Here is a 13,631-nt window from a genome sequence, read left to right as displayed (position 1 = left end):
AGGGTATGTAACGATGACAACCAAGCGACATGAGCAAGTGGGATTGACCGATGCGCAAGTCCTTGACATGTATTATTACATGCTATTGGCCAGAAAAATTGACGAGCGCCAATGGCTGTTGAATCGTGCGGGCAAAGTACCGTTCGTGATTTCCTGCCAGGGTCAGGAAGCAGCTCAGGTGGGAGCAGCTTTTGCGATGGAAAAAGACAGAGACTTCTTGTGCCCTTACTATCGCGATCTTGGTTTGGTTCTGGTCTTTGGGCAAACAGCCCGTGATTGCATGCTGTCCGCTTTTGCGAAAGCAGAAGATCCGAATAGCGGTGGAAGACAGATGCCAGGTCACTTCGGTGGTAAGAAGTACAATATTTTGACGGGCTCAAGCCCTGTGACTACTCAAGTCCCACACGCTGTTGGTATGGCTTTGGCAGGTAGAATGAAGCAAAAAGATTTTGTTGTGTATGCATCGTTCGGAGAAGGCTCCAGCAACCAGGGGGACTTCCACGAAGGTGCGAACTTTGCGGGTGTCCACAAGCTCCCGGTTATCTTTTTCTGCGAAAACAACAAATACGCGATCTCTGTACCACTGAATAAGCAGTTGGCTTGTGAAAGTGTAGCAGACCGTGCGATCGGTTACGGCTTCCCTGGAATCAGTGTGGACGGAAACGATCCGATTGAAGTATATCGTGTTATGAAAGAAGCGGTTGAACGTGCTCGCAGTGGTCAAGGGCCAACGCTGATTGAAGCCGTTATGTATCGCCTTGTTCCGCACTCCAGTGACGATGACGATCGTGTGTATCGTACGAGAGAAGAAGTAGAAGAAGCGAAGAAAAAGGACCCGTTGATTGTTTTCGCTGCATATTTGAGAGAGATCGGACTCTTGGACGAACATAAGGAAGCAGATATGCTTGCCCGCGTACAGCTGGAAGTGGATGAAGCCACTGAATATGCAGAAAGCGCGCCATATCCAACACCAGAATCGACAATGACATACGTATACGGGGAATAAGGGGGGATCTTTTATGGCAGTCATTTCTTTTATTGATGCAATTACAATGGCGATGCGTGAAGAAATGCGTCGCGATTCCAATGTGTTTATCCTCGGAGAAGACGTTGGCGTACGCGGTGGGGTTTTCCGTGCGACAAACGGGTTGATTGATGAGTTTGGCGAGGAGCGCGTGATTGATACGCCACTGGCTGAATCCGCTATTGTCGGTGTAGGGATTGGTGCGGCAGCTTATGGTATGCGTCCAATCGCGGAAATCCAGTTTGCGGACTTCATCATGCCAGCTGTGAACCAAATTGTCAGTGAGGCGGCGAAAATGCGCTATCGTTCGAACAACGACTGGCATTGCCCAATTACGATTCGTGCCCCATTCGGTGGCGGGGTTCACGGTGCACTGTACCACTCGCAGTCTGTGGAAGCGATGTTCACGAACACCCCTGGTTTGAAAGTAGTGGCACCTTCGACTCCTTATGATGCAAAAGGTCTTCTGAAAGCAGCCATTCGCGATGAAGATCCGGTGCTCTTTTTCGAGCACAAGCGCTGCTATCGATTGATCAAGGGCGAAGTGCCTGAGGATGACTATGTGCTGCCGATTGGCAAAGCGGATGTGAAGCGAGAGGGGACAGATATCACGGTCATTTCCTACGGCTTGACTCTACACTTCTGCCTGCAAGCTGCGGAAAAGCTCGCACAAGAAGGCATCAGCGCGCATGTTCTCGATTTGCGTACATTGTATCCGTTGGACAAAGAAGCGATTGTGGAAGCGGCTTCGAAGACAGGCAAAGTATTGATCGTACACGAGGACAACAAAGAAGGTGGCGTTGGCGGTGAGGTAGCTGCCATTGTTGCGGAGCATTGCCTGTTCGATTTGGATGCACCGATTAGACGTCTTTGTGGACCAGATGTACCGGCTATGCCATACAGCCCGCCGATGGAAAAATACTTTATGCTGAACCCGGAAAAAGTATTGGAAGCAATGCGCGAGTTGGCCAACTTTTAAGGCGAGGAGGACCAAGGATCATGGCAACGAAAGTACTTATGCCCCAGCTCGGAGAGAGCGTGACCGAGGGCACCATCAGCAAATGGTTGGTCAATGTAGGCGACACGGTAAAGAAATACGACTCGCTGGCTGAAGTGACGACGGATAAAGTAAACGCAGAGGTTCCTTCTACCGTTTCAGGACGCGTTACTGAGATCGTCGTGCCAGAAGGTGAGACAGTTGCTGTCGGCACATTGATCCTGTATATAGAAGAAAGTGGAGCGGAAGGTGGAACTGCAGCTCCTGCTAGCACGCCGGAAACAACCTCTCCACAAGCGCCTGCAACCGAGCAGCCAAAGGCAGCTACGCCGGCTGTATCGATTCAGCAAGCACCAGTCATTGATGGACCAAAACAGCGTTATTCACCTGCTGTCGTCATGCTCTCACAGCAACATGGCATTGATTTGTCCCGCGTTGTAGGGACTGGAGCAGGCGGTCGTATTACCCGTAAAGATGTCCAAGCGATTATCGACGCGGGCGGCCAAAAGCCAGCTGAGACAGTGAAAGAGACGGTCGCGCAGGCTCCCGTGGCAGTAGTCGAACAATCTACTGTCGTTTCAACACCTACGCCGTCAGCACCAGCTTCGACTCCTGCTGTTTCCGTAGATATTCCGGTTGCAAGCGGTGATCAAGTTGTATCCGTAACGTCGATTCGTCGTACGATTGCAAACCGGATGGTACAGAGCAAGCACGAAGCACCACATGCTTGGACGATGGTTGAAGTAGACGTGACCAATCTCGTTAACTTCCGCAATCAGGCAAAAGGTGAATTTGCGAAAAAAGAAGGGCTCAACCTCACATTCCTTCCGTTCTTTATCAAAGCGGTTGTAGAAGCGTTGAAAGAGTACCCGATGATCAATTCTACATGGGCACATGACAAAATCATCGTGAAAAAGGACATCAACATCTCCATCGCAGTAGCCACGGAAGATGCTCTCTATGTTCCTGTCATCAAGCATGCTGACCAAAAATCAATTCTTGGCATTGCTAAGGCAGTCGATGATCTGGCAGCACGTACTCGTGCAGGGAAATTGACGATGGATGACATGACAGGCGGAACCTTTACGGTTAACAACACAGGCTCCTTTGGCTCTGTTTTGTCCCAGCCGATTATCAATGCTCCACAAGCTGCGATTTTGAGTGTCGAGTCCATTGTGAAACGCCCTGTCGTCATTAACGACATGATCGCAGTGCGTTCGATGGTCAATTTGTGCATGTCCTTGGATCATCGTGTGCTGGATGGTCTGATTTGTGGACGATTCCTACAGAGTGTGAAGCAAAAGCTTGAAAATGTAGGACCGGATACCAAGCTGTATTAGGGTGTTGAAAAACCAGGTCAAGTGAAGACCTGGTTTTTTTGATAAAAGATTGACAAAAAAAATTTCCAAAATCGATCATTACGTATGTAACTTTTTCCGAGACATCTTCGTCTTACCAATTGGAGCCAGTAAGTCTCATAAATGATCTAGAAGAGATTCCCACCAGATAGCATTTGTGGTAGACTGGTAGCGACCTGCTAGAGAGATTTTCCAGATTAACGGTAAATATGGGAGGAAAAACATGAAGAAAAGTAAAAAAGCACTACCTATAGTGCTGGCATCAGCGCTGGCCGCTACACCTTTTGTTGCAGTACCGCAAGCATATGCTGTTGAAAAGTTGGATGTATCAGCTGACAACGATGGTGCCGGTAAAGAAAGTGACTATGATATTAAATTTACGCTAGAAGAAGATCTGTCGAGCGGAGATACCATCACGGTTGAGTTCGACAGTGATTTCGATGTGGATAGTAGTATCAGCAAGAAAGATATTTCTGGTATCGATGTCAAAAAGTTGAAGTGGATGACAATGAAATAATCATCACGGTAGATGAGGATTTTGATGAAGGAGATAAAATCTCTTTTACCATTAAAAAAGGGATCACCAACCCTGATGATAAGGGTACATATGATGTAAGTGTAGAAACCGAAAATGAGAGCTCTGACACGGACGAAGTTGAGATCAAAAAAAGCAGCTCCAGCTCTAGCAGCAATAGCAAGTCTAAAAATGATTACAGTGTAACGTTGAGCAGCAAAGCAGCGGGTGAAAAAGTAAGCCTCAAACTCGGCAAAATTTCTCTGAAAGGTAGCGATGAGCTGGAGACGAACTCCACCATTACTGTCACTTTCCCGGAGAAAGGCATGTTGCCTTCGAGTATTGATGAAGACGATGTAAAAGTAAACGGTACGAAAGCGAAATCCGTAAGTATTAGCGGTAGCTCGGTAGATATCAAGATTCCGAGTGGAGCAGATTCAGATGATTACATTACGCTGGAATTTGACAAATCTGCTGGCATTGAGAATCCTAGTTCCGGCGACAAATATGTTATTAAAGTGAAATACGATGGTACCACATATGAGTCAGATCAATTCGAAATTACGAAAAACGGCTCCAGCTCAAGCAGTGCTTCCGACAGCTTTACGGTTAATCTGTCTGATCCAGCTGCAGGAGCTCGCTCTAGCTACACGTTTGATGCTGACTTCGGCAGCAAAGAGTTGAAAGAAGATGGAGAATTGATTCTTGAGTTCCCGTCCTCTGATATGGTACCGGGCATTGTGACAGCATCAGACTTCTTGCTCAATGGGAAATCAGCGAGGAAAGCAACTGCAATGGGGAACAGAATTGCTTTGGTTGCACCAACCGGTTTCAAAGCGACTAGCAAAGTGAAGGTTGAAGTTACTTACGGAGCGTGGGTTTCGAATCCTAAATCGGCTGGCAGTTACACGTTGAAGGCTACTGTTTCCGGAAGAACCCTGGAATCCAAATCCTTCAGCATCGGTGGCTCTTCCGTGAACCCGACGCCAACCAACCCGACCAACCCAACTAACCCGACAACTCCAGTACCTGTTCCAAATACATCTACCAATAACAGCACGGCAACAATCGCATTGACGCAAAATGCACTTGGCAAGCAGACGGGTGTGAACGTGGCAATCAAAGGATTGGGTGTTGGTCTGCAAAAGCAGCGCGATTTCATCGAGATCGTATTCCCTGTAGGCTACAAGGTACCTGCTTATATCGCGCCAGCTAACATCTCTGTGAATGGTGTAGGTGCGAATTTCGTTGCGGTTCGTGGACAAAACGTTCTGATTTATCCGTCTCAGGATATTCCTGCGGCAACTAACGCTAATATCGTGGTCAATCCAGCAGCGAACATCGTAAATCCTGCTGTGAAAAACACATATAGCATCAGCGTATTTACTTCTGAAGAAAGAGGTTTGCTGTTTGCACGTGCTGTTGGTGTAGGTATGCCTTCCCCGGCTCAACCAAAGCCTGTAACGCCAACACCACAACAACCGCAACAACCTTCAACTATTCCAGCGAACTCTGCAGCCTTTAAAGTAAATACAGCAAACTTCTCGCTGCATGGCAAAACGTATCCTCTCTCTGTAGCTCCTTACATTGATGGAAATACGACCATGGTTCCAGCTCAATTCTTTAAAGAAGCACTGGCGCTGACTACGCAATGGAACAATTCAAGTGTTGCTGTTATCAGTGGAACCAAAGTCGTGAAATTTACAGTTGGGTCGAAAACAGCAAAAGTAGGCAAAACGGATATCCAATTGCCAACACCTGTTGTCCTCAAAAACGGCATGCCAATGATCCCAATCCGTACCGTTACGGATAATCTTGGTTACAAAGTCGGCTGGGATGCGAAAACTTCCAGCGTTTACGTTTACAAATAAAAACGAGCTGGGACAAACGAAAAACCCCTTTCCGCTTTTCGGTCGGAAAGGGGTTTTTCATCGTTTATCATCACTCATTTATTGAAAGTAAAAAAACGTGGGAACGATGAGTGAGAGTATTAGAATGCCGATTAGGATTTTGCAAAAAGCGATTGGTGTCTCATTCTAATCAAACCTCCTTTCAAGGTAAGGAAATTATCAGGTGATTCTGTAAGTGGCTGTGCTAGAATGAAGAAGAGGATATCATTGGCTTTCTTTTTTTCGCCCATGCTGAAATTGTACCGAAATGTAGCCAATGAGACAACCACTTACAAAAGGATGATGATTCGTGAGCGCACCGAAAAAAATTGCCCATATCGGCATTGCGGTTAAAAGCTTGGAAAAAACGCTTCCCTTTTATACCGAGCAATTGGGATTGGAGTTGGTTGGTACCGAGATCGTAGAGAGCGAACAAGTACAAGTGGCATTTTTAAAGATCGGGGAAAGTCATATTGAATTACTGGAACCGTTGAGTGATGAGAGTCCGATAGCAAAATTTATGGAAAAACGCGGAGAAGGCATTCACCACATTGCTTTTGATGTGGATGATGTTACGGGTCGTCTAGCCACATTAAAGGAGCAAGGTGTACCTCTCATTCACGAGGTCCCCAAAGCGGGTGCGCACGATGCGTTGATTGGATTTTTGCATCCAAAGGCAGCAAATGGCGTTTTGTATGAGCTATGCCAATATCCGAAAGAATCATAGGCGTTTACGTAGTAGAAAAAATTTTTTTGCGGTATACTGGAACTTGTGAATATGTACCAAAATCGGGCAGTACGATCAGGAGGTAACGAGTGTGAGTACGATCAACCAAGAGCGTTTGTTAAATGAATTTTTAGAGCTCGTCCAAATTGACAGTGAAACGAAGAACGAAGCAGAGATCAACAAGGTGCTCAAAGAAAAACTGATTGAGATGGGCTTTACTGTAGAAGAGGATGACGCAGCAGCGAAAACCGGACATGGAGCCAACAATCTGATCGCAACCTTGGAGGGAACTGGAAAAGGCCCAGCTATCCTGTTTAGCAGTCATATGGATACGGTTGTACCAGGAAACGGAATCAAGCCACAAATTCGTGATGGCTATATTTATTCCGATGGAACGACGATCCTCGGTGCGGATGACAAAGCAGGAATCGCGGCGATCTTTGAAGGTATTCGCAGCTTGAAAGAGCAAAACTTGCCACATCCAACGATCCAAGTCGTACTGACTGTGGGTGAAGAGTCAGGACTTGTAGGCTCCCGCGCAATGGATTCCAGCCTGTTGAAAGCAGAAATGGGCTTCATCCTCGATTCGGAAGGTCCGGTTGGAAAAATTACAGTAGCTGGTGCTGGGCAATATCGCATCGTAACCAAAATTCACGGCAAAGCAGCGCATGCTGGTGTGAATCCAGAGGATGGCATCAGTGCTATATCGGTTGCTAGTAAAGCAATTTCCCGTATGCCACTAGGCCGTATCGATGCGGACACAACTGCAAACATCGGTCGCTTTGAAGGCGGAAAAGCGTACAATATCGTAACGGATTATGTGGAAATTTGGTCCGAGGCTCGCAGCTTGGTCATGGACAAGCTGGAAGCTCAAGTGAAGAAAATGACGACAGCATTTGAAGAAGTGGCAGCCGAGATGGGTGCGACTTGCGAAAATGACGTTATTTTTATGTACCACGGATACAAATTCAACGAAGAGACGCCTGTTGTACAAAAAGCGATTGCAGCGGTTAAACGTGTTGACCGCAATCCGGAGCTGGTTGCAAGCGGCGGCGGAAGCGACGGTAACGTATTTAACGGCTACAACGTGCCAAGCGTAAACTTTGCCATCGGCTATGAAGAAATCCATACAAAAAGCGAGCGCATGCCAATCGCTGAACTGAACAAAGCGGCTGAGCTGGTGCTTGCTGTTATTGCAGAAGTACAAGAGTAACCAAATGAAGGTCGGAATCTCCTTGCGAGGGGTTCCGGCCTTTTTGTTCGTTTTCTTACTTGTTTGCATGATTGAGACAACCACTGTTCATCATAGACTGAATAGAAAGTGGGGACGAGGCAGGAATGAAGGGGGGAAGCTGAGTGCTCCGTTTGGCGGTGGGGAAGGTCCAAAAGGTTCTGGAAAAGCAAACAGGGATGCAGATACTCGAAGTCCGGATAGAATCGATTGCTGGATACAAAATGGAGAGAGTGTTGTCTTTTTTGCAGGAGGATTATAAAAGTGGCGATTTACTCTTGATCAATACAACTGCTGTTCGCCTTGAATTGGGGACAGGCGGGTATCACTTCGTCGTAGGGAAGGTTACCCAACCATCGGAAACGGATGTCCTTCCGAATGAGTGGGGGCATGTCATGAAAATGCGCTATTCGCCATGGCAGCTGGCAGTTGATACGGTAGAAGAACAGACTAGCCCGTACCACCATTTGTTTGTGCAAGAAGACTTATCCTTGGAAGGTATCCCTGTTTTGATCGGCGAGCTACATAGTCTTCTACCTGTTGCTGTCCTTGCGTTGCATAAAAAAAATCCAAATGTCCGTATCGTATATGTCATGCCAGACGGCGCGTCCTTGCCGATTGCCTTGAGCCAGCACGTCCATCAATTAAAAGCAAACAGAAGCTTGGCGGCGACCGTGACGACAGGACATGCGTGGGGCGGGGATCGCGAGTCATTGACGATTCATAGTGGCTTGTTGGCAGCGCGACATGTAGAGCATGCCGATATCGTTGTTTGTATGCTGGGACCTGGGGTAGCAGGTACGGGTACACCTTATGGGTTCTCAGGAATTCAGCTAGCAGAGGTGATTCATGCCGTAGCCACTCTCGGAGGAACACCCTTTTTTATTCCACGAATCAGTTTTGGGGACCCACGTACCAGGCATTACGGTGTCAGTCATCATACTGTCTCGATTTTAAACCGATTTGTTCTCTGTCCATCCCTGGTTACCATTCCGATTTTCGGGGATGAAAGAGATGAAATCCTTTCACGGCAAATGAAAACGATAGAAGTTGTGGGGAAGCATATTTTCATAAAAGGAAAAGTCCCAGACCTGTCAGAACTGGCTTCACTGGAAAAGGGGTATGGCTTGTCCTTTTCTACGATGGGTCGAAATTGGCAAGAGGACCCTGCTCCTTTTCAGACAGCATGGATGGCTGCCGATTTTGTAGGAAACAGTCTGGGCTACATCCTCCAAACCGTTAACGACGCCCCGCATTCGCCCGCTTCATCAAGTACTCTTGAAGCGTTAGGTCTTTATTTGACCAGGAACGGAGTGCAGCCTTGATCTCCCAAGCTTTCCCGACCATACGCAATTGCTTTTCGCCAACATATGTTTTCATTCTTGATCTCCTCCGATACAATAAGGTGGACAAGCTCTATGCTCCCAACTTATGGAGGGAAACGACGATTTAGAACGACTTCATGAAAAAAGGATGATGACGGCAGTGAGTAAATATGATCACTTATATGAAAAAACCATTTCCAGTCAACCGATTTATGACGGAAGAATTATTAAGGTCAAGGTGGATGAGGTGCTTCTGCCCAATGGCAACACAGCCAAGCGAGAAATCGTGAACCATCAAGGGGCGGTTGCCGTATTGCCGATCACAGATGATAACAAAATGGTTGTGGTTCGACAGTTCCGCAAGCCATTGGAGCGTACGATCGTGGAAATCCCAGCAGGAAAGATGGAGCCAGGGGAAGAGCCGCTTGCATGTGCAATGCGCGAGCTGGAGGAAGAGACGGGTTACATTGCAAGTCAGTACACACCGCTCAGCTCTTTTTACACGTCGCCAGGCTTCGCGGATGAGATTTTACATGTTTTTGTGGCCACTGGTTTGAAAAAAGGAGAAAGCAAGCCGGACGAGGATGAGTTCGTCGATGTGCTGGAAGTAACATTAGAAGAAGCGCATGCCCTGCATCAAAGTGGAGAAATTCGAGATGCCAAGACAGTTGTGGCATTGTTTGCGTGGGAAAACACAATGCTGCGCCAACGTGGTTAGTCCTATGCTTTCTTCCTATTTTTGCGACATGCATATTCACATCGGTGGTACGTGGACGGGTAAACCTGTGAAAATAACGGCTTCTCGCCAAATGACACTCACCAAAATTTTGGAGGAAGCCTCTGAGAAAAAAGGGATGGATGTCATCGGGATTATCGATGCACATTCGCCGGAGGTTCAGGATGAGCTGCTAGATCTGTTGGAAAAGGGATTAGCCACTGAACAGGTGGATGGAGGAATTTCCTACAAAGATACACTGCTAATCTTGGGGTGCGAAGTAGAAATCAAGGAGCCAGGGCGTGGTGCAGCTCATTTTCTCGTTTATCTGCCGAGGCTGCAAGAAATGAAGCAATTTACCATGTGGCTGTCTGAACGCTGCAAAAATGTGCAATTAAGTTCTCAGCGTATCTACACATCACTGAGGGAATTACAAGCCTGTGTCGATCAATTGCAGGGCCTCTTGATCCCGGCACATATTTTTACGCCGCATAAAGGGTTGTATGGGAGCTGTACGGATTCGATGGCCGAAGTGCTTGATTCATCGCTTATCTATGCGGTTGAACTGGGATTGAGTGCGAATACCATCATGGCAGACCGCATATCCGAGCTCCATGACAAAACCTTTCTCACAAACTCAGATGCCCATTCTCTGGCGAAGATAGGCCGAGAATATCAAGCGATATATATGCAAGAGCGTTCCTTTGCTGAGTGGGTAAAAGCAATGAAGCGCATCGATGGCAGAGGGGTTCATATGAACTACGGTCTGCACCCCGAGCTTGGCAAGTATCATCAGACGGCGTGTCAAGGGTGCCAGTCTTTACTAGCGGCGGATGCTTCAGGCAAATGTCCGGAATGCGGCTTCCAACGAATTGTGCGAGGGGTTGCAGCGCGCATTGATCAGCTGGCGGATGTAGAGGCAGGCCAGCATCCGGTGTTCCGTCCTCCTTATATCGAGCAAATCCCGTTGGAATTCATTCCGGGAATCGGTCCGAAATTGTTGGACAAGCTGTATCAGTCGTTTGGTACACAGATGAACGTATTGCATCGCGTGAACGAAGAAGAGCTCACTCATGTTGTCAGAGAGAAAATCGCTTCGCTTATCGTACAAGCACGAGAGGGAAAGCTCTCTGTCCAAAAGGGCGGCGCCGGTACCTACGGAAAGATCGTCCCGATGTAGGTTGTCATAGGGGAGAACTCGTCCGCATAAGCTGTACAGTAATCAGCCAAGCGGGAGGCGACGAAGCGTGCGTTCACGAGTCGGACAAACTATCCAATCCTATGCGAGAGAACATCAGTCACTCTACTGGTTCACGATCGTCCTGTTTACGATGGGCATTATTTTCGGAGCCGTCCTCGTCAATTCACTGCCATTGTCACAGAAGCAGGAGCTGTACGGTTTTCTGCAATATTTTTTCAACAGTCTTGGCAGTGATGGAATCCCTGAGACTAGTGCCCATTTTCAGCAGGCGTTTGGTCATTATGCCAAAACCGTAGCGATCATGTGGGTGCTAGGATTATCCATTATTGGGTTGCCTATGATTTTGTTGATGCTCTTCTTAAAAGGAGTCGTGGTTGGTTTCACCGTCGGTTTTTTGGTGAGTCAACTCCAATGGCAAGGCGTAACATTTGCCATGGTGGGTGTTCTCCCACAAAATTTATTAGTCGTCCCTGCCCTTTTTATTGTAGGCGTTAGCGGAATATCGTTTTCCCTTCGACTCATACGAACAAGAGTGCTAAGTAAAAGGGATGTCATCATGCCGCATTTTATGGGCTATACCGTACTTGTTCTTACTATGCTGGCGGTATTGACGATTGCAGCCTTGTTTGAAACCTTCATTTCCCCAAGGTTGATGCAGCTCGTGCTTAATTAAGAATAATTCTCAGGTAAGAACTTATGCATTTGACTTATTCGTTGCCCCTCTACTATAATAGGAACAGGTTTCATGCGAGCGGGGAGGGGCATTAATGTTGGAAGAAAAATTAGAGAAAATTAAGCAGCAGTTGCATTCACAAAACTACAAGCTGACACCACAGCGTGAAGCCACTGTTCGCGTGTTGTTGGAGAATGAAGAAGATCACTTGAGCGCGGAAGATGTTTACTTGTTGGTGAAGGATAAAGCGCCGGAAATCGGGCTTGCTACCGTATACAGGACATTAGAGCTGTTGAGCGAACTGAAAATCCTCCATAAAATGAATTTTGGCGATGGTGTTGCTCGTTACGATCTTCGTGATGATAATGCTGCCTATCACCATCATCACCTCATTTGCCTCAATTGTGGTACGGTGGATGAAATTTTTGAAGATCTGCTTGTCACAGCAGAAGAGAAAGTCAAGAATGTTTACAACTTTTATATTACCGACCACCGATTGACCTTCTACGGGATCTGCAATCGTTGCGTAGATAAAGTGAACGTGGAGGACTTCAAATAAAGTCGACTTCTCTGGGAACGGAGAAGTTTTTCTTTTTTCATTGGGAGCTTTTGTAATGGCAGACCTATTCCTGTGGAATCCTAAGAGAGGATCTATTCGAATGGAGCAAGGGACAAGTGCATATACATGAAAGAAAGTCTGCAAGGAGGCTTACGGATGAAGGTCTCTTATCGCCGCTTGATGGAGGGTCTTCGTTTCTTGCTTCTTTTCATTACCTGCACCTTGCTCTCCTATGGCATCATTACCTTGCTGGCGGACAAATTTCTCCCGGCAAACCCTTATCATGAACCACATGGGAATGCGGTGAAGGTAGTAAAAGTCATCAATACCTCTCAGGCACAGGATTTTGACGGTTATGTCGCACGACTACAGCTCTTTTTTTTAACGGGAGAGTAATGCAAGTTTTAGTTTTTTATCTGGAGAAGCAGGAGTTTCTTTTTCTTTGTGGAAAGCAATACAAGATACTTATCAGCTGAAGGGGACAGCTTCATGGACAGTCTGATTGATCAGTTTATTCATTTCCTGACTGTGGAGAAAGGGTTATCGAGAAATACCCTGGAATCCTATCAACGGGATATGGTGGCCTTTACCTCGTACTTACAGGAGCAAGGTGTTGCTCGAATAGAGGATTCTACTCGGACGCACATCATTGGTTACTTACTTGTTTTACGGGAAAAAGGACGTGCTACAGCAACGCTTTCTCGCAATATGGCATCGATACGAGCGTTTTATCAGTTTCTCATTCGGGATAAATACATAGACAAAGACCCATCCATTCATCTAGAAACACCGAAGATCGAAAAACGCTTGCCGAAAGTGCTCTCTGTTGAGGAAGTGGAACGTCTTTTGGAAAGTCCTCCTGTCAATCATCCTGCCGGGCTGCGGGACAAGGCGATGCTTGAGCTTTTATATGCGACAGGCATTCGTGTCTCGGAGTTAGTCAATCTGGATTGTGCTGATGTAAATCTGGATATGGGCTTTGTCAAATGCATGGGAAAAGGATCAAAAGAGCGAATCATTCCGTTAGGCTCGGTTGCCATTCAAGTGGTTCGCCACTATTTACAGGCAGGGCGCCCCAAGCTGGTAAAAGGAACTGGCGATACTGCATTATTTCTGAATCATTTGGGCAAACAAATTACACGGCAAGGTTTTTGGAAAATCATTAAACGATATGCCCAAAAATCAAACATCCGTGCAGAGATTACACCCCATACACTTCGCCACTCTTTTGCCACCCACTTACTTGAAAATGGAGCGGATTTGCGCTCTGTTCAAGAAATGCTTGGGCATGCTGATATTTCAACCACCCAGATTTACACACATGTAACCAGAACGCGGATTAAGGACATCTATGCCAAGACGCATCCGCGAGCATGAGTATGAAAAAACGATCGACTCCGCCTGATTGTCGGGCGGAG

General features: G+C 46.9%; 12 protein-coding genes and 1 pseudogene. All 13 read left to right on the top strand.

Features of this window, described 5'->3' with window-relative positions:
- The first annotated feature begins 13 nt into the window (after window positions 1-13).
- The 13 genes and pseudogenes from ACQ5DJ_RS02235 to xerD all read left to right on the top strand — a co-directional run bounded on the left by ACQ5DJ_RS02235 (window position 14) and on the right by xerD (window position 13,590).
- Entirely contained in the window at window positions 14-1,006 is a 993-nt protein-coding gene (locus tag ACQ5DJ_RS02235) for a thiamine pyrophosphate-dependent dehydrogenase E1 component subunit alpha (RefSeq protein WP_429840994.1), read from the top strand.
- Between the two features lie 13 nt (window positions 1,007-1,019).
- Window positions 1,020-2,003 (top strand): alpha-ketoacid dehydrogenase subunit beta, encoded by a 984-nt coding sequence (locus ACQ5DJ_RS02230; protein ID WP_429840993.1) that lies wholly within the window; start codon window positions 1,020-1,022, stop codon window positions 2,001-2,003.
- A 20-nt stretch (window positions 2,004-2,023) separates the two neighbouring features.
- Window positions 2,024-3,361: a dihydrolipoamide acetyltransferase family protein gene (locus tag ACQ5DJ_RS02225; protein WP_429840992.1), complete on the top strand. Its 1,338-nt coding sequence runs from the start codon at window positions 2,024-2,026 to the stop codon at window positions 3,359-3,361.
- A gap of 241 nt (window positions 3,362-3,602) precedes the next feature.
- Window positions 3,603-5,764, top strand: a pseudogene (locus tag ACQ5DJ_RS02220) (copper amine oxidase N-terminal domain-containing protein).
- 328 nt (window positions 5,765-6,092) lie between these two features.
- Window positions 6,093-6,509 carry a methylmalonyl-CoA epimerase gene (gene mce, locus ACQ5DJ_RS02215; RefSeq protein ID WP_056492626.1) on the top strand — a complete coding sequence of 139 codons (417 nt, stop codon included), beginning with the start codon at window positions 6,093-6,095 and terminating at the stop codon, window positions 6,507-6,509.
- 91 nt (window positions 6,510-6,600) lie between these two features.
- Window positions 6,601-7,722 carry a M20/M25/M40 family metallo-hydrolase gene (locus ACQ5DJ_RS02210; protein WP_429840991.1) on the top strand — a complete coding sequence of 374 codons (1,122 nt, stop codon included), beginning with the start codon at window positions 6,601-6,603 and terminating at the stop codon, window positions 7,720-7,722.
- 143 nt (window positions 7,723-7,865) lie between these two features.
- The gene (locus tag ACQ5DJ_RS02205) at window positions 7,866-9,065 is read left to right on the top strand and encodes a DUF3866 family protein (RefSeq protein WP_429840990.1); all 1,200 of its coding nucleotides are present in this window, start codon (window positions 7,866-7,868) and stop codon (window positions 9,063-9,065) included.
- Window positions 9,066-9,225: 160 nt separating this feature from the next.
- Entirely contained in the window at window positions 9,226-9,783 is a 558-nt protein-coding gene (locus ACQ5DJ_RS02200; RefSeq protein ID WP_429840989.1) for an NUDIX domain-containing protein, read from the top strand.
- 4 nt (window positions 9,784-9,787) lie between these two features.
- Complete coding sequence (locus tag ACQ5DJ_RS02195; protein ID WP_429841111.1) at window positions 9,788-10,960, top strand: endonuclease Q family protein; 1,173 nt, start codon at window positions 9,788-9,790, stop codon at window positions 10,958-10,960.
- 67 nt (window positions 10,961-11,027) lie between these two features.
- Window positions 11,028-11,654, top strand: a complete 627-nt coding sequence (gene spoIIM / locus ACQ5DJ_RS02190) for a stage II sporulation protein M (RefSeq protein ID WP_429840988.1) — start codon at window positions 11,028-11,030, stop codon at window positions 11,652-11,654.
- Window positions 11,655-11,748: 94 nt separating this feature from the next.
- A complete protein-coding gene (locus ACQ5DJ_RS02185) occupies window positions 11,749-12,213 on the top strand; it encodes a Fur family transcriptional regulator (protein ID WP_007720739.1) in 465 nt (154 codons plus the stop codon).
- A gap of 156 nt (window positions 12,214-12,369) precedes the next feature.
- Window positions 12,370-12,609: a YqzK family protein gene (locus ACQ5DJ_RS02180; protein WP_007720735.1), complete on the top strand. Its 240-nt coding sequence runs from the start codon at window positions 12,370-12,372 to the stop codon at window positions 12,607-12,609.
- Between the two features lie 93 nt (window positions 12,610-12,702).
- Window positions 12,703-13,590 (top strand): site-specific tyrosine recombinase XerD, encoded by an 888-nt coding sequence (gene xerD, locus ACQ5DJ_RS02175; RefSeq protein WP_429840987.1) that lies wholly within the window; start codon window positions 12,703-12,705, stop codon window positions 13,588-13,590.
- The last annotated feature ends 41 nt before the right edge of the window (window positions 13,591-13,631 follow it).

Source organism: Brevibacillus sp. FIR094 (assembly GCF_050477165.1).
Taxonomy (GTDB): domain Bacteria; phylum Bacillota; class Bacilli; order Brevibacillales; family Brevibacillaceae; genus Brevibacillus.
Note: the sequence above shows the minus strand (reverse complement) of the source record. Positions and strands in the feature narration are given on the sequence as shown.

What these genes read in the sequence shown, in the direction of transcription:
- ACQ5DJ_RS02195 (WP_429841111.1), top strand. Translation starts at nt 9,788, where the DNA reads ATGCTTTCTTCCTATTTTTGCGACATGCATATTCACATCGGTGGTACG.
- xerD (WP_429840987.1), top strand. Translation starts at nt 12,703, where the DNA reads ATGGACAGTCTGATTGATCAGTTTATTCATTTCCTGACTGTGGAGAAA.
- ACQ5DJ_RS02180 (WP_007720735.1), top strand. Translation starts at nt 12,370, where the DNA reads ATGAAGGTCTCTTATCGCCGCTTGATGGAGGGTCTTCGTTTCTTGCTT.
- ACQ5DJ_RS02235 (WP_429840994.1), top strand. Translation starts at nt 14, where the DNA reads ATGACAACCAAGCGACATGAGCAAGTGGGATTGACCGATGCGCAAGTC.
- ACQ5DJ_RS02230 (WP_429840993.1), top strand. Translation starts at nt 1,020, where the DNA reads ATGGCAGTCATTTCTTTTATTGATGCAATTACAATGGCGATGCGTGAA.
- ACQ5DJ_RS02225 (WP_429840992.1), top strand. Translation starts at nt 2,024, where the DNA reads ATGGCAACGAAAGTACTTATGCCCCAGCTCGGAGAGAGCGTGACCGAG.
- ACQ5DJ_RS02185 (WP_007720739.1), top strand. Translation starts at nt 11,749, where the DNA reads ATGTTGGAAGAAAAATTAGAGAAAATTAAGCAGCAGTTGCATTCACAA.